Source organism: Aeromonas diversa CDC 2478-85, assembly GCF_000819805.1.
GTDB classification, from domain to species: Bacteria; Pseudomonadota; Gammaproteobacteria; order Enterobacterales; family Aeromonadaceae; genus Aeromonas; species Aeromonas diversa.
Genome location: NZ_CDCE01000021.1, coordinates 95,598 through 119,508, shown reverse-complemented (window position 1 = coordinate 119,508; position 23,911 = coordinate 95,598). Strand labels below are relative to the sequence as shown.

Sequence of the window (23,911 nt, the reverse complement as noted above, 5' to 3'; positions counted from 1 at the left end):
GCGGAAATAGCGGCGGGGCGGCCCATGGCCGCCCCGCACTTTCTGAGCCTCACTGCAACTCGGGCAGGATCAGCTTGGCGATTTCGAAATAGATGATGAGACCGGTCCCATCCACCAGGGTCGCGATGAAGGGCGCCGACACCACGGCAGGATCGATCCGAAGGCGGCGCAGCACCATAGGGATCACCGAAGAGACAGTCGCGCTCCAGAGCACGATGGCGAGGATGGTGAGGGTCACCACCAGACCAATCTGGGGACCAACTCCCAACGTCCAGGCCCGTACCCAGGCGGCCAGGGCGATCGCCACCGAGATAAAGGAGGCCGTGGATAGCTCTTTTTTCAGCACGGTGCCGAGGTTACGCAGACCCACCTCCCCCACCGCCATCGCACGCACGATCGTGGTGGTGATCTGGGTGCCGCTGTTACCGCCGGTACCAATGAGCAGCGGGATGAAGAAGGCCAGGGCGATGGCCGCCTCGAGCTGCTCTTCAAACGCCCGCAGCACGGTGCCGGTATAGGCCTCGGCCACAAACAGAGCCAGCAACCAAGGGGTACGCTTGCGCCACAACTCCCACGCAGAGGTCTCAAGGTAGGGTTTGTCGAGCGGCAGAGAGCCTCCCTGCATCTCCGCATCCTCGGTTGATTCGGACTCAAGAATGTCGGCCGCATCATCCACGTGCAGCACTCCGACCAATCGCCCCTCATGCTCGACCGGCAGGATGGAGAGATCCCGCTCGATGAGCAGCCGCGCCGCCACCTCTTGATCCGCCATCGCCTCAATCCGGGCGATGTCGGGGGTCATCAGATCGCCTATCGGAGCGCCGGGCTCGGCCACCATCAGGGTTCGCAACGAGATGGCGCCACACAGCAACCCCTCTGTGTTCACCACGAAGATGTCACGGGTGCTCACCGCCTGGTCCCACAGATCGTGCACCTGCCGCTTGGCACGCTCGACGCTGCAGTCCCGGTGCAGGGCCAGATAGTCGAGCCGCATGTGGGCGCCGACCGTCTCGGGAGGCCACTTGAGCAGGAGGCGCAGCGCCCCCTGCTGCTCTTCCCGGATGGCGGCGATCAACTGATCCTGCTGCGCACGCCCAAGCGGGCGCAACAGCTCGAGTAGTTGAGCCAGGCTCAGCCAGTTGAGCAGAGGCGTCATGACGCTCATGTGAAGGCGCAATAGCAGGCGCCCTGCCGTCGCCCCCGGCAGGGAGATAAGCAGGGACTCACTATCTTCTAACGGCAGGGTGTCGAAGACGCAGTTGAGCTCTTCGGGGCGCAGGGCCATCAACTGATCGGCGCGGCGCACCGGATTGGTGTTATGGGCCAGCCACCCTTGCAGGGAGGCACGATCGAGCAGTTGATGGGTGTTGAGTAACAGGTGTGTTTTCTTCATCACAGAGTTCTCGTGTGATCCAGGCCAGCCTGGAGGTGCGCGACGCGCAGATGAGAGAAAACAGCCCTTGATGGACGAGCAAGAGATCGGCAGGAAAAGGGTCGCTCACGCGAGACCCGCATCCCCACGTTCCAGCTTTAGCACTGCATAACGTATCCGGGTACCCGGAAGCCACTTGGGTTAACACCTTAATCCGATGAAAACTGTCCTGATCTTGGGCGTCTCTGGACGTCGTGAGATCAGTGGCCTGTGTTTATGCAGGAGCCTCGCCTAACGAGATGCTGCAGACAGAGCCCCGGTGACGGGGCGGCGCCATGATGGGCGCCAGGAGACGGCGGGTCAACCCTGTTAACAAGTCTAGCAATATGTGCTTACACATTGAGAGGAGCGCGAGAGTCTGGAGCCTGCCTCGCATTTCCCTCAAGGAAAGTGTGCGCGATCGGGCAAAGTGGAGTTATGATCTAACAATTCGACGGAAAATCATTGGGTTATCCGTCGGTTCCTGTGCTAAATATCGGGCAGGCTAGTACGGTTGTATCCATATATATGGAACGAAGATTGCTTGAGAATAGGCTCAGCAGAGAGAGATGACTATGTTTGACAACAAGACCCTATTGATTACCGGTGGCACCGGCTCGTTTGGCAAGATGCTGGTCAAGACCATATTGGCCCGCTATCAACCCAAGCGTCTTATCATCTACTCTCGCGACGAGCTCAAGCAATTCGAGATGCAGCAGGTGTTTGACGCCCCCTGCATGCGTTATTTCATCGGTGACGTGCGCGATGCCAACCGCCTGACCATGGCCATGCGCGGTGTCGACTATGTGGTTCACGCCGCCGCGCTCAAACAGGTGCCAGCCGCCGAATATAACCCCATGGAGTGCATCAAGACCAATATTCACGGGGCCGAGAACGTGATCCAGGCCGCCCTGTTCAACCAGGTGAAGAAGGTGATCGCCCTCTCTACCGACAAGGCCGCCAACCCCATCAACCTCTATGGGGCCACCAAGCTTGCCTCCGACAAGTTGTTTGTCGCCGCCAACAACATCGCCGGACAGGACCCAACTCGCTTCGCCGTGGTGCGCTACGGTAACGTCGTCGGCTCACGCGGCTCCGTGGTGCCCTTCTTCCAGAAATTGATCGACCAGGGTGCCGACGCCCTGCCTATCACCCACGAGGAGATGACTCGCTTTTGGATCACCCTGCAGCAGGGGGTAGACTTTGTGTTGCGTAACTTCGAACGCATGAAGGGAGGCGAGATCTTCGTGCCCAAGCTCCCGTCGGTACGCATCACGGATCTGGCTCGCGCCATGGCGCCGAACCTGCCCCACAAGATCGTCGGCATCCGCCCCGGTGAGAAGATGCATGAGGTGATGTGTCCGGCCGACGACTCGTACCACACCTTCGAGTTCGACGACTTTTTCGTCATTGGTCCCACCATCAACTTCAACAATCGCAACAACGACTTCTCGAAGACGGCATCAGGCGAGAAGGGTCGCATGGTCGAATCCGGATTTGAGTACAACTCCAAGAGCAACCCCCACTATCTCACCATCGAGGCGCTCAAGCTGCTCAATCAAGAGGTCACATTCGAATGATCCCATACGGTCGTCAGTCCATCAGTCAAGCCGACATCGATGCGGTGGTTGAGGTATTAAAATCTGACTTCTTGACGCAGGGGCCGGCCGTCCCACGCTTCGAGCAGGCGGTCGCCGATTATTGCGATGCCACATTTGGAGTCGCGGTCAACTCGGGCACAGCAGCATTACACATTGCCTGTCTCGCGCTAGGGGTCGGCCCTGGAGACTGGGTCTGGACCTCCCCCATCAGCTTCGTGGCATCGGCCAATTGTGCCCTCTATTGCGGCGCCCAGGTGGACTTCGTCGACATCGAGCCCGATACCGGCAATATGTGCGCGCTGGAGCTCGAGCGGAAACTGTTCGCCGCCAAGGCGGAAGGCAAGCTGCCCAAGGTGGTGATCCCGGTGCACTTCGCCGGCCTGCCCTGCGATATGAAAGAGATCCACCGCCTAGGCCAAGAGTATGGTTTTCGCATCATAGAGGATGCATGTCACGCCCTCGGCGCCCGCTATCATGGCGAGCCGATCGGCAACGGCCGTTACAGCGATATCGCCGTTTTCAGCTTCCACCCGGTGAAGATCATCACCACCGGCGAAGGGGGCATGGCCATGACCAATGATCCCCAACTGGCCAAGACCATGCACATGCTACGCAGCCATGGCATCACCCGCGAGCCGGAAGACTTTATCAACGAGCCCGATGGCCCCTGGTACTACGAGCAACAGATGCTGGGCTTTAACTACCGCATGACAGATATCCAGGCTGCTCTGGGATTGAGTCAGATGGCTAACTTAGAAACATGGATTGAAAAACGGGGCGAGCTGGCCCGTCGCTACTTCGAAGCCCTGGCGCCCGACCTTCTCCCCCGCTACTTCAATACGGAACGGCGCAGCGCTTTTCATCTCTATGTGCACCATGTCGAATCCGAGAAACGGGCAGCTATTTTCCTACAACTGAGAGAACTGGGTATAGGTGCCAACGTGCATTATATCCCAATTTATCATCAACCAATGCACCAGACTGTGGGCTGCGCACGACACTGCCCTCAAGCGGAAAGGTTTTATGCCGGAGCCATCACCCTGCCGTTATACCCGAAATTGCCAATCATCAGTCAGCATAAAATATTTAAGTCTCTTTCCTATGAGTGCCCCTGATTTCGACAAACCGTTACAATTGTTATTCGGGATAATCGGTATAAATTGGTGATGTACAGATCTAGTTATCACCTGACACCGGCGTCAAACCGGTGTCAGATGATAATTAGATCTTTAAAACCGGTGTCGATCATAAATAAATTGCTCTGCTTAATCCCACTTGAGCTAGTCACAACCGAAAAGATCTCGCGTATACACCTTCTCTTTTACATCAAAGAGTTCAGGATGCATGCGATTAGCGAGAATGATGTCGCACATACCTTTAAATGATTCAATATCAGTGATAACTTTCGAGCGATAAAATTCCTGATTTGTCAATGCGGGCTCATAAACAACGACCTCAATACCTTTTGCTTTGATTCTTTTCATAACACCTTGCACAGCTGATGCCCTGAAGTTATCTGAGCCAGATTTCATAACAAGCCGATAAATACCCACTCGCTTTGGGTTAGTAACAATCACCGAGTCAGCAATAAAATCCTTTCTGGTTGTATTAGAATCAACAATGGCCCTTATTAGGTTACTGGGAACTTTATTGAAGTTTGCTAAGAGCTGTTTTGTATCCTTTGGTAAGCAATAGCCACCATAGCCGAAAGATGGGTTGTTATAATGATCACCTATTCTTGGATCTAAACAAACGCCATCTATTATATTTTTTGTAACAAGCCCATTCTTGTCAGCATATGTATCTAGCTCATTAAAAAAGGCAATTCTCATGGCTAGATATGTATTTGAAAATAATTTTATTGCCTCTGCCTCAGAGTTTCCAGTAAAAAGTACAGGAACATCTTTTTTTTCCGCGGCTTCGACCAAGAGCTTCGCAAAGTAACGAGCCTCATAGATATCAGACCCAATTATTATTCGCGAAGGATATAGATTATCATACAATGCCCTTCCCTCACGTAAAAACTCGGGAGAAAAAAATATTTTGTCATTACAGTACTTTGCTATTAGTTTTTCAGTAAAACCGACAGGAACTGTTGATTTAATAACTATGGCTGATGTCGGGGAAATATCAATAATATCTTGAACGACACTCTCTACAGATGTGGTGTTAAAAAAGTTAGTTTCCGGATCATAATCCGTGGGCGTTGCAATAATAACGTAATCGGCATTTTCATAGGCATTATACTTGTCTGCAGTGGCGTAAATGTTCAATACCTTTTCTTTGAAATAAATGTCTATCTCTGGGTCAATGATTGGAGACTCACGGCGATTAATTTTATCTACTTTTCCACTATCCAAGTCTAAAGCAATTACTTGATTATTCTTCGATAGTAAAACCGCATTCGATAGCCCAACATAACCTATACCGACAACAGTAATTTTCATAACCATCCTTTTTAATTGGGAAAATGATAAAAACTCCGGTACCAATTCACAAAGAGTTGAACGCCCTGCTCAATTGTAACTTGTGGCCGGTAGTTTATCGCATGGTACAAGTCTTCTGTGTCAGACCATGTAGCATAGACATCGCCAGACTGCACCGGCTTCATTATTTTTAATGCATTAACACCTAACGATTTTTCTAACGCCTTTATAAACTCCAATATTTGTATTGGCCGACCAGAGCCTATATTGAAAACTTGATAGGGAGCACGGCTATTTGCTGGTGAGCCTGTAGAACTAGACCATGCTGCATCACGGATTGGCACAACATCAGCAATCCGAATGACACCCTCAACAATGTCGTCGATATAAGTAAAGTCCCGGCTCAACAGCCCATTACCATATACATCTATAGGCAAACCAGACAAAATATTTTTTGTAAATTTGAATAATGCCATATCGGGTCTTCCCCAAGGCCCGTACACGGTAAAAAAACGTAATCCGGTAGTTGGCAATCCATATAAATCAGAGTAAGCATGTGCCATTAGCTCGTTAGTTTTTTTTGTCACGGCATACAGCGATACTGGATGGTCTGTATGTTGGCTAACCTTAAACGGCATGATTTCGTTCAATCCATACACTGAGCTGGATGACGCATATATCAAATGTTTGACGCCTATGAGTCGACATGCCTCTATAATAGATAAAAAACCGGATACATTGCTATCTATATATAAAAATGGGTTATCAATTGAGTGCCTTACACCTGCTTGTGCAGCAAGATGAATTACACGCTCCGGCCTAAACTCAGAGAATATTCTTACTATCTCCATATGAGATGAAACATCAACCTTAATAAAGGTAAAGTTATTATAAATTTTTAGCTTGTCAAGCCGAGCCGATTTCAAGTTAACATCATAATAATCATTTAAATTGTCAATGCCAACTATCTGATGCCCAGCTTCGCACAGACATTCACATACTTTAGAACCGATGAATCCCGCCACCCCGGTAATAATATACTTCATCAATACACCTTAAAATGTATGCTGCCATCACTAGACATATAACGAGTCAGCTGATAGCTCAAAAAACAAACAGCATTCATGCCGTGCTTATTTATATAAGCTTAGCAGTTTTATAGAAAAAAACATAATAAAGGAGAGGTAGTAACCTAATTTACTTTTAACAACATTCAGTGTCATGACAAAATACTTTAATGTCAAAAAATTTCTAGCCTCAACTCACTCATTCGTAAACCAATATATTCATTACTCTGTCATTTTAACATACACAAAATTCAAAGATACATAACAGCATAGATGAAATTATATGACAATAAATGATGTATTCCATTAAGTGGTTTCGTTATAACGAAACCACTTAAACATTGAATAAAGGAAAACCAATTAACGATGGAGGCAATCTTCATGAGATACAGATATTTGCACCAAATATCAACCATGCCTATTATTGGGAAAACACCAGTTGGTGAACGCATCGGAAGGCAGTGTTCTCTCAAAATAATCTATATCACTAGGCGAGTCAATTTCTCCCCATATACCTTCATATGGAATGCAATGGATGTCAATTATTTTACATAACCGATCCAATGTGGCGGTCATGTGCATTTGAGACCGTTCCTCCACCGCCATCATACTGCGTATAACTTGGACATTTCTCCATGCCTGGGGAGTGAACTTCAACAACCCCATATATTGACCATCAATATCGGCTAGGTTATGCGGTTTATTACCAATTTCAAGTAACTTACCTTTTTTGTCGATAATAAATGTTTCAGCATCAGACAATGGGTCTACAAAGCGGCCTGACCATTGTGACAGCCACCTGTCATCATAAGTAATTGAAATAATACCATCGCTGTCAAGCAAAGATGTTATTGCATCAGAGTGATAAAAAATATCCGAGTAGCTAACAATAACATCATCTGAATCAAGCCATGATGCAGCACATTCGAGAGATGACACCATGTTGGTTTCATACCACCGATCATTATGGAACTCGACAAGATCAAACGAATTCAACATCTCATGCTTGTAACCACTAACAATGCCGATCTCACTAATCCCTGCACTACGAAAAGCCGATATTTGATAATCAAGCAATAGCTTTCCTCTCAGCATATTGAGACATTTTGGCCTATCAGAAGTTAAATCTCCCATCCGACTTCCTCGTCCTGCAGCTAGAATCAACCCTTTAGTCATCACTCACTCCAAATAATCGATTCAAGACAAAATCAATATCTTCTTTAAGAAAGTTAACTTCACGCTCGGGATGCCACATAATTCCCATTATTGGATGGACTTTGTGGGAAATAGCCTCGACACAACCATCGTCGGTATTTGCCAAACCAACGTAACCAGGTGGAATACAATCTAGAGCATATTGATGGTAGCTATTCACACACCTAGAGATTTCACCTTGTATGATATGCTTGCAACCTGAGTGGGCGGCCACTGCTTTTAGAGATACCCCCTCCGCGACCCCTAACATTTGCATCCCACGGCATATACCTAATAATGGGACGGATCTTTCTTTAGCCAGCTTTATTATATTTAGCTCGAGAGTATCTCTCTCTGGCTTCTCACCAGGAGTATTGCCTCCACTTAAGACTAATAAATGAGGCTTTATTGACTCAACAATCAGTTCTAACTGATAATTCGATATTCCCGTAGTCAGCAAAAGCGGGGTGAAACCAAGCCTTAAAATCCAGTCAGAGAGTCGCTGATCAAGTGAATTTCGACATTCATCTCTAGTTAAGATGTCATCCAATCTACATGTAACAAGTGCAAACTTCAATTGAAGCTCCTCAGCAAATAACTTCAACCCGTTTCCCTGCACAATCAATCTCGAGACATTTAGCCATAGACCACATTGTAAAACGTCTCTCCCCAGCACCGATAATGGCAGGTATACCTAACTCACCTGCTCGTATTGCCATATGAGAGTTAACCCCCCCCCACGCGGTGATCAACCCCGATATGTTATATGAAAAAATCCAATCGAAACCAGGATCCGCGTTTGGGATGCACACAACTCTCCCGTTTAGTCTTTCTTTATCAAGGGTTGGTGCGACCTCAGATATGATATTTTTTTGTGTTATGAAATTTGGAAGTATATCAGGCCACTCGAAACTATATATTTGTTCTACTTCACTGATTAATGGAGGCAGAGATAAACTGCAGGTATCTTTATATCTTTTTTTCCCTCTAGTGATAGCATCAGCTAGTATTTCTAATGGGTCGCATGCAGCAACGTGCAACTCCTGAAGTGCACGAATGTCACAAAATGCTATGTCTTCGCGGCTAAATCCATATTTCATAGCTAATTCATTAGCTAAAGATAATGCATCAGATAAATTTTTCGTAAAATGGAATTTAGACAGTTCTCTAAGCTCGATACCGGCCTGTAAAAAATCGAACAACTCGACCACATTAGGTTTCAATTCATGCTCAGTCAACAGACACCGCAGCGCTCGCATCTGATGTATGGTGAGGCTGAAATGGCGATTTAACTCAATACAATCTTTCCCTTCCGAGTTCCAATCAAAATATAAATCAGGGTCTTCATCATAACGCTTAGATAGAATGTCATAAGTTCCTGGTCTAAGATGACCATATTTTTTTAAAAAATATCCTTTATCAAAATTTTCTCGATCCAATGACAAAGAACTGGTGATAGTCTGTAAACTAGACATGAACGAATCATAATCACCGCTTGTTAATATACCAACATTAACGAGTGATTTTAATATCTGCACAGACATGAAACCTGCCCTGGCAAGCCCCGCAAACGGGAGTGTTCCATATCGCTTTGCATCCTCTAGTAGCCAATAAATCTTCCCCGCGAGATCCAGATTGGAACTCATGATCTCTTCATGGCGTTCCATTAGCGTTTTTAATTTCTTCTCATCCGAGCGCCAAATACCTGTAGACGGGTCAATAACTCTATTAGTTAACCTCTTCAAAGAATCGGATATACTTATTACATCTTCATCAGAGAACCCCTCAGCCTTCAATACTTGTAACCTCTCATTCAGGTCAGGGGTGTAACAAGAAAATACGATCTCAAACTCCACCTTATCATGAAGAGCAGGCTGTGATTGAAGACGTTTTATATAAAAATCAACCAAGCGCCCAGCCAACTCATCATCTAAATCAGCAGGGATGAATGAGTTGAACGATAACCTTACATCTATATAAGGCAAGCCAAATAAATGAGGCATTAATGGAAAGCTTCGTAAATTTCTGTAACCGTAATTATGACGCTGATATGCCCATATTGAATCAGTAACTAGCTCACGATAAAGACTCAATGCCAGGGGCTTGGGCCGAATACCAATTATTTCAGCAGGATTCCAATCAGGCATTACACCAAAAACTGTTCTCTCACCCATTAAGAAAGGATGATGACAAAATCCCTTTTCTAAACGGTCTTCGATAAGTTTCAGTAGATGGCTCTGTCGTTCTTTGTTCTGAGGTGCCTCTCTTAAGACTAACGGTCTGACCTGTAGAAGCCACAGGCTTTCATCTGCCGTCACCGCGAACTCACAGTCAAGCGGCTGTGAAAAAAGCATTTCTAGTTCGAGGAGCAACTTTCGAACTGAAGAAATTTCTTTAGGAATAGTGATGCAATCAGGCATTACGGCTGCTCCTTGCCAGCAACGCCCACCCTGCCCGGATGTTACAAAACTAGTATCCTCACCCTCATCCCAATTAATTAGATGATATGGGGAACAAGTCGTAGGGTCATGTGTGAAGGCAACACCACTACGGATAACTTGATTTAACATTGGCTGGATTAAAATCTGTTCATTACCATTGCCATGATAAGAATCAATAACTGATGTTATCGCTTCTGGTAACTCTTCAGGCCTGACATTCAGCAGAGAAAGGTATGCACCAGCATTAGAAGAGACAGACGTATCTTCGCTACTACAGCTGGAACGTACAATAAAACGACTAACCTTAGGCAATTCATCATTTATCTTATTAAGACAATATGCAGAATCCGCCATCCACTCGTATGACATAATAACTGATATTGGAGCTATCTTGGCTGAACGAACTAGTGGCATTAACGATTTCAAGGTGTCAGCTTTACTGGAGAAAGTGGCTCTCATATTTATCTCTTGTTCTTTGCAACCCAAGCACGAGTCAAATATGTTGCTTCAATAACATCTAGTTCAGATATTTTATCTTCGACATACTTAAGAAAATCTTCAAACAATTGACTCCCAAGTTGAGCCTGAAGATCATTGACTGACCGCCATGCCCCCATATACCTTTCCTTGCTCATACGAATGCAGTGTCGCCCTTCGAGGTATAAAACATCATCGAAATATGGACTCTCGGATAATCTATCTGCGAGTGTATCTGTAATACCAGAACGACCAGATGAGACTCTTTCTATATCATGCTTGAGCTTACAAAGCTGATTTTCAATATCAACAAGAACTGGATTTTTCTCAATAAGACGAGGATTCCACAAGGCAACAAATAGACCGCCATCCCGCAGTACACGATTAAATTCTTTCGTTGCCTTTTCAAAATCAGCCCAATGGAACGAAGAAGCCATAGTCAAAAGGTCTAAACTGTTACTTTCCAAATTTGTTTTTTCTGCACTGCCAACAGCCCATTTAATCTCAGCCAAGCTATCTGCATTTGAAGGATATGCCTGACCAGCAGCTCGCATATCATCGTTTGGTTCAATCGCGTATGCAGAGCGTACACCTTGTCCACAAACCATCCGAGTCCATATCCCGGTACCGGCACCTACATCAGCAAAGTCAATGTTCTCTACCCTTTTTCCCGTGTAAGAAAGAATTGCCTTCAAAACAGAAAGGCTATAATCAGGCCGATATTTAGAATAGTTATCAGCCAAGCCTGTAAAATCGCCCTTCTTTATATTGATACTCATAATGTTATATCCTCATATTTTATTTCAGAATCAAGAATGTATTCTATTATAGTGTCGAAGTATTTATCCACTGTATCACCGGATTGAAAGCTCAAAGTAAGGTTCGGCGATTGAGGCTCTTCAACAGCGACATCAATCCCAGCCACATAGCGCGTATCGCCCGCTTCATAACTAGAGTAAATTCCTTTAGGGTCTCTTCGCTTTAGTTCTTCAATAGGGACCTTCAAATATATTTCTATGTAATTAGGTAAATGCAACCGATTCCATTTATGCACCTTATGGAAAAGAGAGATTGTTGCTATAACAACGGTAATACCCTGCTCAGACAAAAGCTTGCACAACGCACAGTATCTTAGTGCCAATTCGAGTCTTTTCTGAGCACTATGATGACTTCCATTACTATCACTTTGAGCAAATATCGCTCTTAGCTCATCCCCGTCAAGCATGATAACGGCATGTTCTCTGGATTTTAGAAAACTGACGACGCGTCTTGCCAAGGTTGTTTTTCCAGCGCCAGAGAGACCGGTAAGCCAGATGACCTTTCCCTTTTTTGTCAAAGCTCAAGCCCCCATAATGCTTCTATATGAGGAAATCGTTTATAGAATTTATCTAAATGAGGTGAAATTAACTTTTTTATCGTGTCCTTGGCAACTTGTGGCAACTCATCAATCTGCTCCTTTCTGGCTTCTTGATCTTTCTCAAAGAGTCGCTCGGCCCATGCAGATAAGCCCTCCATGATCAGAACCTCATAATTACTCGCAAAAAATTCTTGCACCTCACGGGGTAACGCCATGAGTTGATACGTGTTAATTGATATACACATTTCATCTAGGTGCAATATGTCTGATATTCTAGAGTTAGAAACGTCGATAGAGCAAAGCCGAATGAAATTTTGAGACGCATTGATTGCAGCTGGATGAGAAGGATCAGGTAGTTGATCATATAGCGTTATATAGATTGGCAATCTATGTTTGTTATCAAAATCGAGCCATAGCGCTTCTCGCAAAATGAGGAGATGAATATCATTGTAAGTATGATGTCTATCAGAAGATTGTTTCTTTGCCAAGCCAGGATTTAAGCCAAGCCACCTATACATTTCCAGTCCGGTAGCGTCAATCCGAGCCGGCAGCAATTCAGAAAAGTCTATACATTTAACGTCTTTGAATTGATCATACAGTGGCACGCCGGCAGCAATCGAATTACATCCACTATACGAATCCAGCACATTGAAGAAATTCCCTAACCATGTACGTCGCCCCTCAGCAGGACAACCATATAACCCAATTGCATTACTATACGACGCGGCATTATAGCAGCTACGCAGATTGTCTAACGGATTTCTTACGACATGAAGCATTCGCTCGCCGGTAAAATATGGAAATACTTTATTTAAATTCCACAGTGTTTTTGGGTAATGTATTGAAAATATATTGACATCACGGGATTCTCCCAGCGCAAGTCGATTATGACTTAATAATTGGTCATTAATATCTGACCTTGGTAGATTGATGCTTGGATGGCGATAGAGTATAGCATGAGCAGCAAGCGTTCCTGTCCTTTGTAAAGATAGCAAGCATGTGTCGAAATACATGTCACAGTACCCCAAAATTACTGTACGTTAAAAAAACAGAGTGAGGGAATAGTACAAGCTCAAGCCTGATATAAAGTCGTCGCCTTCTACAAAGCCCATTTGTATTAACTGCTCAGATATCTCTTTATACCAGCTGCTCATAATTAATACAAAATGCTCACCTGGCACAAGATGGAGCGGCGGAATAACCGGAAGACCCGATATCATACTATTATGTAATGCCACATTGTTGTCGGACCACCCGTACTGAACCCCGTCAAATAGGGCACTTTTGTCGAGATGCATACTACCGGCTCCCGTCCCAAACAATATCAACTTTCTATCAGGCTCTTGGTGAAATAGTTTTAGCAATCTAGCCAGACATGGAATAAACTTATTCACATGCCAATCAAAATCGCAAAAATGACGAACAGTACTGTCCATTCCATGGAATAAATTTTCACGATAACCAACCAAACATTCATGACCGGATGTGCCAATCAATTCTTGCTCATGGAAAACCCAAAATATTTGTTGGTAAAGACGCTCTATATTTATAGATACTTTTTGATTGTCTTCATCATGGATCCACAATGTGAGAGGGGATGAATTAATCATCCAGGGATCACGTTCAGCAAGCACGCCGTCAAACATTCCACTCAATAATGCGGCGCGGCACGCTTTCTCGTCGCCACATAATTGCACAAAAGCCCCACCTCGTTGTCTTAACATAGAAAATACTTTTGCCAGAAGCAACGTCACGGAGCGCTCAGGCACGATCTCTTTCACACGGGTAAGTAGTTCATTGTGAGATATTTTTTTATTGATAATCATATGGTGACATCGCTAACAGAATTTTACGTTATCCAACTACCAGTTTTGCAATGCAAAATAATATGCAACTACCATCTTCCTACATCGTGGAACTATAGAACTTATAAACTGCAGCTTGCTCGCATAAGCACTTAGATGCATGTATAAAAAACGAGCTAAGATTATAAGTTATATCTTAGCAGATATAAATAGCACAAAACGGGGCCTATTGGAACTGTGAATGTGAAGTTCGGTTTCCGATCTCTTCGGCGACACAAAGAAAAGTTGTATTTTCGGTTCTAATGAACACACCAGAAACAGCAACAAAGATCACGGTCCCGCTGTCAGCAGGATGAATATAACGCATACCCTGTAAACTCCCCCCCCCCTCCTCCGGATGATTTCCAGCTCGGCGACTGCATGAGTGACGGTATCTAAGGCCAGATTGTGATTGCCTCAAGACGGCGCCCCTCCTTCCATACGGACGAACTGTCCATCCGCCTTTAATGGATATTATCCCTGTTCGCATTAATTGTATGTGCGTGCTTTAATCCGGTAACGGATAAGGCCCCGTGACTGGGACAAGGAATTGATACAGCCTTCTTGGGCTCAACAGGGGCTGATGGCCCTGCTTGTTCTTTCCATGCCACTACTTAAGGCCGACTCCCCCTGGAGATGGTCAAAGAGCGTTACGATATCAGGGCAGTTTACAGTTGCTAACCTTATTTCTTGGCGTTGTATACATGACTCTTGTATGGTTACTCTTGGTAGCCGGGCTACCTAAGTCATCTATCATTCCACGACTAAACGATAAAGCCAATGTAATAGCTTGAACATTTGGATGATTTGCTTAGCCATGGCAGATTAAAAATCTCATCTGGAGTTAAAACCAACCGTTATCGACCAAAGAATGAATTAACAGCATCAATAATATAGCTTTGCTCGGTGTCGGTCAGCCTGGAGTATAGTGGTAAACGCAACAACCTCTTAGATACTACAGTCGTATTTATATCCTCACCATGAAATCGACCATATAAACAACCTGCGGGGCTGGAGTGTAAAGGGACAAAGTGTGAGGTGACCTCTATATTAAGGCCTCGCATATAGTTAAACAGTGCCTGCTGCTCGCTTTCAGAACGTAAAGTTATATGATAGATATGTGCATTATGCTCTACATGCGCAGGAATCACGGGTGCTTTTATAACGCCACGTCTAGTTAAATCGGATAAACCATTATGATATCGTTCCCATTTATCTCTTCTCTTATTCGTTATCTGAAAAGCATTCTCTAGCTGCGCCAGCAAGACAATGGCTTGAACCTCAGACATAACATAACTGGATGACAGCCTCTGCCATGTATACTTGTCAATCTCTCCACGAAGGAATTTAGAGCGGTCAGTTCCTTTTTCTTGAATAACTTCACATACATCGTAAAAACTTTTATCATTAACTAATAACGCCCCCCCCTCGCCACCTGCGTGTATATTCTTTGTGTGATGAAAACTAATACAACCAAAATGCCCAATTGAACCAAGAGGCCGCCCTTTATAGGTCGACATCAAGGCCTGTGCTGCATCTTCAATTAGCAAAAGATTGTGCCTGTTACAGATATCAAGGATGACATCCATTTCGGCCGACACTCCCGCATAATGCACCACCACAATCGCCTTCGTCCTGGGGGTGATCGCATCTTCTATCAATCTCTCGTCGAGATTAAAAGTATCGAGCCTGATATCAACAAAAACCAATCTCGCACCACGCAATGCAAACGCACTAGCAGAGGTTACAAATGTAAAGCTTGGTAAAATGACTTCATCACCTGGCTGTATATTCATGGCCAAAGCAGCCATCTCTAACGATGCACTACAAGATGGTGTTAGCAGTATTTTTTTAACACTACATATTTCCCTCATCAACTTTTCACATTTGTTTCTGTTAACCCCCAGCCCCAATGTAATACCATCTATATCATCTCTGTGACTGATATAAGATGTTGGGCAATTGTATGGTATCATCTTATGGTAAGGTGTCATTTCATAATAACCTTGATATCATCAACAAGATTGGCATAACTCCTCCCCGAATCAGGCCAAGTTGTCAAAAACCAGTCGGGACATTTTCCACAGAAACCATGGCATTTATAATCATTATTTATGTGCGCCTCTCGCAATTTATTCATAAACTCACCTTGCCACGCATCTTTGAGTGTTGTTTTCCTATAATCAATAAAGCTGGATGCATATGCCCAATCGATTGGACAAAAGGACAGTTCACCTTTGGGGTCTAAACTCACTCGCTCCCACGGATAGAGGCAAGGTCTACGCGATATATTATAATTTTTTTTCGCTGTAGCCAACATTCCAACCGCTGAATGTAAATTTCTAATCAACACCTCATCAACACCATTCTCTTTCCAGAATTCGATAAAATCATCGACTTCATCTTCATTGCCAGGTTGGCGGATGAAACTAACAACGATACGAGTCCTATATTTACCATTCCTTATATGCTCTATCATCCTGATGATATTTCTTCGAACTTGTTCGAGTCGCCCACCACGAATTTTCGTGTAGGTTTCATCTCTAAATGCATCAATACTGATATCAATCATGTGCAACCCACTTTGCAGTAGCTGCTTCATTTTTTTTTCATTCAGAATTGTGCCATTGGTAGTGAGAGTCACAAACGTACCACTATGTTCAACTGCATATTGAATCATTTCATGTGCCAATGGATGAAGTAATGGCTCACCACTGCTTGCATAACGTATATACTGACAGTGCCCATTACCATTATCTCTTATATCATCTACGAGCTTTTTATTTATCTCAGGCTCTAATAGCCTTGCCGCATAATGCTCGGACTGTTTAAATTGTGGATGCGCACAATGGACACATCTTAAATTGCATACCTCAGCAATATCCACAATTACTTGCGATGGAAACTCTGATGAGAGTCGATCATAGAAACCATATTTACTCATACCGCCCCCTTCCTTTAACTATTTCACTAATAACAAATTCACTGCCAGCACACAAAAGTGCATCAATTATGCTCATTTTATTGATAAATCCCGGCCACACTTGCTGATATTTCATATAATCAGGATATGTCACCCACTCAACCGCTATACCTTTTTTTTCGAAATAGCTACTGTCTAAATAATACCTTGCCGCTGGTCCGGATAAATACACATCTGCACACGCTCTTTCGGCTATACATGCCAGTCTTTCTGTTGCATCAGTGAACTCATCTCCCTCTAGGTACAAATCATCAAAAACTACTGGTGTTACTATCCCGAGTAAGCAAGCGATTTTTTTTATGAAAAAAAAGTTGATGTCTGAGATACAATCAAACTCTCTTGCCTGACCATACCAAGACTCAATCTCACTAATGTAGCGCTCAAAGTGCGCGGCTTTCTTATATTGCATCTTAACTGTAGACAGATGCTTCGAGGACCATTTACCATCAACAACTTTAGTTGAGGAAATTGTCTGGCTGCGGGCTGTGTGGCACACCGGTATCGTTAACCACACAGGTCCGTTTGGAGTTGAAATTCTATTACGGTTTCGCCAATCTCGATTAGTGTACTGTACCGAGTCAAGAAGTATGAATTCGTCAACTCGGCTAAGCACATCAAAATATCCAATCCAAGGAATGTAGTTTGACTGGATAATGGCTATTTTCTTTCCCTTGCCGCTCACTAATATACCCTTATTATTTTTTCTGGCTTAACCCCCTGAGAAACAAGTTGGCAGTTTATCTCAGGCCAGTAATCAGAGGCGACAAATATTACGTCGACATCACTAGTCACCTCAGAGGAGAACCGTTTTATTTCCCTACCTAAAAATGTTTCGCCATGTTTTTTTTCATTGTTGTCAAAGAAACATTTAACCCTTATGACCTTACCTGATGATAATTTCTCAGCCTCTATTCTGTCATAAAATTTTTCCGCGCCGCTACCAGTCCCAAAGATTGCTATATCAAGAGGGCTTGAATCACCGAAACGATGATAGAACTCATCCGGAAGGTTTCGTTCAAACTTATATGTTGCTTTATCAGAAAATTCGCTCTGCAACATGTATCCTCTTATTTTGGGGAGCAATAAATCTATATTGTGATACCTATTTACATATTCAGAGCAACTGATGGATTTTCTCTGCAAAAAACCATCATCGAAAACCTCAAACAATATATCTAAGATATCTCTCCTCTGAGGGGGTTCTTCACCGATCATCATAAGATAAAGACTTGAACCCTCATCGAATTCATCTGTTGCTTCATCTAGCCACACCCCTTTAACTAGGCGGCGCAATCCCTTGGCACTGGAATCTATGGCTAAAACAGGCAGGCCCATCATTGCAAGATGATACGCGGAAGACCCCATGGCGACTGCGAAATGATACTTTTCAACACCAACACATCCATATATTTCCGTTTCACTCATTTTCCCTAAAAATCTAATATTTAACCTATCCCCCACCTGTTTAGCGTATGACTTAAGCTCGCGTTCATATATCTCAGCCCCATACCCGATCAAGTCAAAACAGATCGTTAAGTTTTTATTTTTATCAAGAAGATCGAGCAGACTATCAATAAACTTAAAAATACTTTCATTCTTAAAAAAATCAAAACGACCTAGCCAAAGCACTCTTAATATATTTTCTGGAGTTGTGACCTGATAATTGATGCTATAAGCCACAGGCTCGACCGGAACCGTCGCTAATGCACGATGTTGAAGACATAGGGAAAAATAATTTTCATTGTATTTCCTAAATATATCATTCGGATACCAAATTGCCTTGTCGTGGTCTAACTTAGAAAGCAAATCGCGCTTGTAGTACCATAGCCTGTCTATTTTCTTTGGTTTAAAGGCACGTGATGCATTAAGCCCCGCTCCGGGCTCCCATAGGCTCCATGCTTCCGGATGCAACATTCCCGTTGATATATGAACTCGTTTATCACCATTAAAAACATGCATTGCCTTATGCAATACCTCGAAATATGATGCTAAGACATATATATTCTCCCCTAGAAAATCATCGATTATTTGCTGGCCAAGTGTAGCAAGAGAAGATTGTTCTCGAGGAGAAACAAAGAAATCATCCATTTCGGGAATAATATACGTTCTAACCTTAATACTCTTCGCATCCAACAGGCCAAAAATTACAGAATCTTGATGACCAACTACAGCAACGGAGTCGCCCAGACCCACAAGATAATCAATGAATCTACAATCAAAGGTTTCAGCCCCCCCTAGGCTTTTACTGAGATCAAATATAACGAAATTCATACCCCCCCCTACAATTTATAGTTGACATCATGCTAGACACGCCCAGTAAACAACATCAAGCCAAGCCATGTTGTTGAAATTTCTATTAACTAATTAAAGCCACCGACTATTACTTATCAGTTTAAAAATACAATTTCTTCTGAATACTTCATTGACAATGTTTGCCTTATTTCTTCTCGATAATAGTCAGATGCTATATAAACAGGGACATTGATGGCTTCTATATCGCTCAATCTCTTGATGTTGTAGTCGTCAGAAAACTTTAAGTTTTCATCTACAACCGTTTTGATTTTCTCTCTGTTTTTAGCGAATCTTAAAATGGCTTGCCCTATATCACCAGCACCATACAGCATAACGTCTGGATAGTTTCCGGTCACGTCATCGAAGTTAAACGTATGATTTAACACTGCATCGGTAAATGTGAATTGTAAAACCTGACTCAATAAATTGATGTCATTGGAACAAAGCGTTGTGATCGCATCAATAGAAATCAAAGGATTGTATATAATTTGCTGCGGAGAAACAAATAGATTTTCCTGGCATTTTTTAGCCACAAGGAAAGCATATTGTTCAGCTGCCTGACACTTAACGATTTCTGACAATGAGCCAAATGTAAAGTCACCATCAGTACCTCTCCAACAAAATACTAACTCAACAACTTCATAGTTGTTTGAAAAACAAAGTGAAATGAAAAAATCAACATTATATGTGAAAAGTCCATGTGGGGAATGCTTCAAAGGCAAGCAATGGATCATTAATCCATTCTTCTTTGTAATGTTATGCATTGACGCGAAAACATTATATTGATTAAAAACATGTTCACTAGTTCCAAGATTAGTTACCACATCGTATTGATGAGATAGCTCGAGCATGTGATTATTAAAATCACAGTATATTGTCCCATCGCAGACATCCACAGAATCATATTTCAAGCCTAGATGCTCATACATGATCTTTGTAAAGTCACCATCCTTAAAACCCTTCAATTCCTCATCAATTAGCTGTGCCGAGTTTAATAAACCAAACTGCTGGCATCCAAGTTCAATAATTGAGTTGAAATTTTCAGGAAGGTGACTCTTTATTTTATTAAACATAGCCGGCGTCATACCCATCTCAGGACTCCCGTAACAAGTAATATGAAGTTAGAAGGAAGTGTTATCAGTTCAAGAATGATTCACACTTAACAAAATGCGCACGAAACTATAATTTCAATTACAGTTACAAAATCCATAAAAGCCGCGTTTTTATTGTACGCCCATAGAATATTTTCATGAATTCCGCCTTGGACATTATAATTGATGTTATTTCAAGTTTTTTAGTCCAATACATTATCTCACGAACTGAACTCATGAGACTGCAACCAGATCTCGAGCACCAACAAACCCCAAACATGATAGAAGGTCATGCCGTCAAACTCGTTATCCAGCAACCCAATTAACCGGTTAGGAGCGATAAACTGATGAAGACAAAGCTGACCAGAAGATGCCTGCTGACGCAGTTGAATAATAGCACTCTGCTTAGCCTTATGATTTAATGGATCTATGCTGAAACCTTTTTTAGGCCTGTCTATCCATGCCGCAGGTAAATACCGCTTTGCCAATTGCCGCAACAAATACTTACCCTGACCACGCATAATCAGCTCTGACTGTGCCAATCCCGCGGCAAACTGAGCTACCTCGGTTGATAAATAAGGCGTACGACACTCCAGGCTATGCAACATGCTCATTCTATCTACCTTAGCCAGCACCAACGGCAGATAATTTGCGACATCGGCCTCACGCAGACGATTAAGATACGGACGGCTGTCCATATCGATACGTCGGCGCCATGCCATCAAGTGATCACCAGTGCCGGACGGAACACGCCCGAACAACTGTTCCAACTGGCGATCGGCATACAACAGGATGCGACCTGAATAGTACTCGCGTCCAAGATGCCAGCTACGCGCCTGCATTTGTTGCTCTCGACCCTCGGCTGAGGCTATTGTTTGAAGGTAGCGACCATAACCACCAAATAACTCATCTCCCCCGTCACCGGTGATCGCGACTGTGACCTGCTGGCGAGCAAGCTGCGAGACCATATAAGTCGGTACACAAGAAGTATCGGCATTAGGTTCATCCATGCACCTTGCCAGATAACCTGCAAGCTCAACAAAAGCTTCGGGTTGCAGCAGCTGTTCTGTATGCTCGGTGCCCAGAAAATCGGCAAAGGCCCGAGCCTCTTTATGCTCGCTTTCCGGCGCCTGTTTAAACCCAATGGAAAAGGTTCGTATCGGCTGTTGCAGACGACGAGAGATCAGAGCCACCGCCGTCGAGGAGTCGACGCCACCAGAGAGAAAAGCCCCCACGGGCACATCGGCGATCAAGCGCCGTGATAGTGAACGCAGCAGGAGCTCCTCAAGCTGGTCAACCTGCTCCTCCAGCGGGCGTGACGGCATATGGTCACCGGCACAGATAAAGTGAAAGTAGCGCTCTGCCTGTGACACTTCTCCAGCTACTGCACGCATAAGGTGCCCCGGCGGCAACTTTTTGGCGTGCTGATATAGGGTTCGCTCCCCGACGGGATGCTGAAATGCAAGATAATGGGCGACGGTATCAACCGTAATGTGGGTGGGGAAACCAGGCACGCGACTTAGTGCCGCCAGCTCGGAAGCAAACACTAACAGACCATCAAACTCGGCGTAATAGAGTGGTTTCTCACCAAATGGATCGCGCGCCAGTAGTAGTTCCCTGCGCTCACGATCATAGTAGGCCAGAGCAAACATCCCCTCTAACCTTGTCAGAAAGTCGACCCCTTCTCGTGCCAAGCCGTTTACCAATACTTCTGTATCGGAATGACCCACAAACGATACGCCAACATCCTGTAAGCGCGTGGACAACGACTGATGGTTATAAATCTCGCCATTAAATACGATGCAGCTCTTTTGCAAACCATCCAGCATCGGCTGGTGCCCTGCCTGTGATACATCAAGAATACTCAGGCGACAATGAGCCAGGGCGCAACGACCATCATCTGCCAGCCAAAGCCCACTATCATCAGGACCACGATAGGCAAAAGCCGTGATCATGGCATCTGCCCACTCTGTTAGCTGTTTTGGTGCATGCCGTCCGTTGAGACTCATAACACCGGCTATACCACACATTGCTTGCCTCCGTTTCTCACATTGAACGCAGTGCCAGTGTCTGTTCAGCCAGTCGTTGCGGTGAATAATGACGCCGCATCTCTTCCTGCAGGCGCAGGGAGAGCCCAACCGGTGGTTGCTGCAACAACGCCAAGATGCGCTCACTCATCTGCCGCCACTGACCATGCGGGATCAAGCATCCTTCCTCGACCAATATCGGTAACAGGGTTTCGCGGTTACCTGGAATATCGGTAGCCACTACAGCACAGCCAACGGACTGAGCCTCAAGAATGATATTGGACATGCCTTCGAAGCAGGAAGTTGACAGCAACAGATCGGACTGTTGTAACCAATTGAAAATGTCATCCTGGACCCCCGGCAACAAGATTCGGTCGGCCATTCCTAACTCGGCGACTTGTTCACCTAACGCCAACTCTAGCGGCCCTTTTCCCAACAGGACGGCGTAGACATCAGGACATTGACGTATTACCTCGCTCGCCACGTGCACAAAAGCTTCAGGCGTTTTTTCAGGGGAAAAACGCATGGCGCCGAGCAACACCCTCGCCGAAGAGGGCAAACCAAGACGCTCGCGAATATTTGTTACAGGCTCTTGCTGCATTGGTGGCATGACTGCATTTCTTACAACAGGAATCGTATCTGTAGCCACTCCCAACCACTGGGCGTAAGACTCTGCCCCTGCCCCACTGTTGTTGAACAGTACGCAGCCGGGTAGTGCCATAAATTGATGGTAATACTCCGCCAGTCGGTGGATATCATAGCCAGTAATTCCCGGAGGAATTAAACCCGGCGCCACATTCCGACCGGCAACCAGGATATGTTCAATGCCACACAGCAACGCCGCCATCGAAGCACAGACATTACCATCGTCGAGGTAACACACCAATATTTTTGGACGAAATTTCTTTAGCACTATGTGGCTGGTGATAATGTAGTGCAAAAAACCACTTTCGAAATAGGGGGCCAACATTACGGCCAACTCCCGCAGCTCCCCTGGCTGCGTCAGTTGCGGCCACATGTCTCGGATCGGAGTAAGAAATACAAGCTCTACCCCCGCCTGTTGCAACTGGCTGACCCAAAAATTGTGCTCGCTATTGATCGAATTACTGCAGATTAGCTGTACCTGCCAACCCAGCTGGGTCAGTCCCAGCGCCAGCAACACCATCTGCCGCTCGGCTCCACCTTTGACCAACGCATGGATCCACAGCGTGATCCTTTGTTGTGACTGATGCACCAGAAACTGGCTACGCCATTGCTGCATCAAAGTAGCTAATTGTTGTGGCCAAATGGAATTTGGCTGCGACAACCGATCGTCTCGTGCGGCGACATAGGGCGTCTGAATGCAAAACTCGCCAAATGTCGCTATTTGTTCACATATTTCCGCACCAAACATTCGATAGTCGGAAAATATAATGATGACAATCTCATCAGGTTCATATTCATCCAGCACCTCTGGACCGAACACAGGCAAACCAGCAAAATCTTTACCGACTAAAGGACCCCGCATACCATCAATTAATCCGGCCAATGGATAGGGCGCTTGTAGCAGGCAGTAATGGATATCACCGGAAATTCCCCAACCAATAGCCTTACGTTGCCCGGAAAGTAATTGCTGATGCCATTCTGGTACAAACGCAATCCTTGTATCTGTCAATATAGGAATGCTGGCTACCAAAGGCCGCGCCTGACTCTGACTCATT

At 44.9% G+C, this 23,911-nt stretch carries 19 protein-coding genes and 1 riboswitch; of the genes, 2 read left to right on the top strand and 17 right to left on the bottom strand.

What is annotated here, in order from left to right:
• Positions 1–49: 49 nt before the first annotated feature.
• Complete coding sequence (gene mgtE, locus BN1121_RS07650) at positions 50–1,393, bottom strand: magnesium transporter (protein ID WP_005358993.1); 1,344 nt, start codon at positions 1,391–1,393, stop codon at positions 50–52.
• Between the two features lie 115 nt (positions 1,394–1,508).
• A riboswitch (M-box (ykoK) riboswitch) is annotated at positions 1,509–1,678 on the bottom strand.
• Between the two features lie 308 nt (positions 1,679–1,986).
• Between mgtE and pseB the strand changes: the two genes are divergently transcribed.
• Positions 1,987–2,991, top strand: a complete 1,005-nt coding sequence (gene pseB / locus BN1121_RS07645) for a UDP-N-acetylglucosamine 4,6-dehydratase (inverting) (RefSeq protein WP_005358990.1) — start codon at positions 1,987–1,989, stop codon at positions 2,989–2,991.
• Positions 2,988–4,127: a UDP-4-amino-4,6-dideoxy-N-acetyl-beta-L-altrosamine transaminase gene (gene pseC / locus BN1121_RS07640; protein ID WP_005358988.1), complete on the top strand. Its 1,140-nt coding sequence runs from the start codon at positions 2,988–2,990 to the stop codon at positions 4,125–4,127. The genes pseB and pseC overlap by 4 nt, the downstream gene beginning before the upstream one ends.
• Before the next feature lie 165 nt (positions 4,128–4,292).
• Here the strand turns inward: pseC and BN1121_RS07635 are convergent, their stop codons facing one another.
• From BN1121_RS07635 to BN1121_RS07575, 16 genes are all read right to left on the bottom strand, one after another.
• Positions 4,293–5,459 carry a nucleotide sugar dehydrogenase gene (locus BN1121_RS07635; RefSeq protein WP_043597549.1) on the bottom strand — a complete coding sequence of 389 codons (1,167 nt, stop codon included), beginning with the start codon at positions 5,457–5,459 and terminating at the stop codon, positions 4,293–4,295.
• Positions 5,460–5,470: 11 nt separating this feature from the next.
• A complete protein-coding gene (locus BN1121_RS07630; RefSeq protein WP_043597546.1) occupies positions 5,471–6,484 on the bottom strand; it encodes an NAD-dependent epimerase in 1,014 nt (337 codons plus the stop codon).
• A 429-nt stretch (positions 6,485–6,913) separates the two neighbouring features.
• Complete coding sequence (locus BN1121_RS07625; RefSeq protein ID WP_005358970.1) at positions 6,914–7,681, bottom strand: phosphocholine cytidylyltransferase family protein; 768 nt, start codon at positions 7,679–7,681, stop codon at positions 6,914–6,916.
• On the bottom strand, positions 7,674–8,303 hold the full coding sequence (locus tag BN1121_RS19290) for a gamma-glutamyl-gamma-aminobutyrate hydrolase family protein (RefSeq protein WP_161624309.1): 630 nt from the start codon (positions 8,301–8,303) through the stop codon (positions 7,674–7,676). The genes BN1121_RS07625 and BN1121_RS19290 overlap by 8 nt, the downstream gene beginning before the upstream one ends.
• Positions 8,287–10,599 (bottom strand): PEP/pyruvate-binding domain-containing protein, encoded by a 2,313-nt coding sequence (locus tag BN1121_RS07615; RefSeq protein WP_043597542.1) that lies wholly within the window; start codon positions 10,597–10,599, stop codon positions 8,287–8,289. Before BN1121_RS07615 ends, BN1121_RS19290 begins: the two co-directional genes overlap by 17 nt.
• Positions 10,600–10,601: 2 nt before the next feature.
• Positions 10,602–11,396, bottom strand: a complete 795-nt coding sequence (locus tag BN1121_RS07610; protein ID WP_005358956.1) for a class I SAM-dependent methyltransferase — start codon at positions 11,394–11,396, stop codon at positions 10,602–10,604.
• Positions 11,393–11,953, bottom strand: coding sequence for an adenylyl-sulfate kinase (locus tag BN1121_RS07605; RefSeq protein WP_005358953.1), 561 nt, complete (start codon positions 11,951–11,953; stop codon positions 11,393–11,395). The genes BN1121_RS07610 and BN1121_RS07605 overlap by 4 nt, the downstream gene beginning before the upstream one ends.
• A complete protein-coding gene (locus tag BN1121_RS19745) occupies positions 11,950–12,987 on the bottom strand; it encodes a hypothetical protein (RefSeq protein ID WP_152424729.1) in 1,038 nt (345 codons plus the stop codon). The genes BN1121_RS07605 and BN1121_RS19745 overlap by 4 nt, the downstream gene beginning before the upstream one ends.
• A gap of 27 nt (positions 12,988–13,014) precedes the next feature.
• Positions 13,015–13,800 carry a hypothetical protein gene (locus tag BN1121_RS19740; RefSeq protein WP_156139395.1) on the bottom strand — a complete coding sequence of 262 codons (786 nt, stop codon included), beginning with the start codon at positions 13,798–13,800 and terminating at the stop codon, positions 13,015–13,017.
• A gap of 875 nt (positions 13,801–14,675) precedes the next feature.
• Positions 14,676–15,812, bottom strand: a complete 1,137-nt coding sequence (gene rffA, locus BN1121_RS19285; RefSeq protein WP_152424727.1) for a dTDP-4-amino-4,6-dideoxygalactose transaminase — start codon at positions 15,810–15,812, stop codon at positions 14,676–14,678.
• Positions 15,809–16,762 carry a radical SAM/SPASM domain-containing protein gene (locus tag BN1121_RS19280; RefSeq protein ID WP_081606475.1) on the bottom strand — a complete coding sequence of 318 codons (954 nt, stop codon included), beginning with the start codon at positions 16,760–16,762 and terminating at the stop codon, positions 15,809–15,811. Before BN1121_RS19280 ends, rffA begins: the two co-directional genes overlap by 4 nt.
• Positions 16,755–17,483, bottom strand: a complete 729-nt coding sequence (locus tag BN1121_RS19275; RefSeq protein WP_005358937.1) for a WbqC family protein — start codon at positions 17,481–17,483, stop codon at positions 16,755–16,757. The genes BN1121_RS19280 and BN1121_RS19275 overlap by 8 nt, the downstream gene beginning before the upstream one ends.
• On the bottom strand, positions 17,483–19,072 hold the full coding sequence (locus BN1121_RS07590; RefSeq protein ID WP_005358928.1) for a glycosyltransferase family protein: 1,590 nt from the start codon (positions 19,070–19,072) through the stop codon (positions 17,483–17,485). Before BN1121_RS07590 ends, BN1121_RS19275 begins: the two co-directional genes overlap by 1 nt.
• Positions 19,073–19,188: 116 nt before the next feature.
• A complete protein-coding gene (locus BN1121_RS07585) occupies positions 19,189–20,184 on the bottom strand; it encodes a class I SAM-dependent methyltransferase (RefSeq protein ID WP_005358926.1) in 996 nt (331 codons plus the stop codon).
• Positions 20,185–20,405: 221 nt separating this feature from the next.
• The gene (gene asnB, locus BN1121_RS07580) at positions 20,406–22,214 is read right to left on the bottom strand and encodes an asparagine synthase (glutamine-hydrolyzing) (protein ID WP_043158042.1); all 1,809 of its coding nucleotides are present in this window, start codon (positions 22,212–22,214) and stop codon (positions 20,406–20,408) included.
• 16 nt (positions 22,215–22,230) lie between these two features.
• Positions 22,231–23,910: a glycosyltransferase gene (locus BN1121_RS07575; protein ID WP_082038232.1), complete on the bottom strand. Its 1,680-nt coding sequence runs from the start codon at positions 23,908–23,910 to the stop codon at positions 22,231–22,233.
• Position 23,911 lies beyond the last annotated feature (1 nt).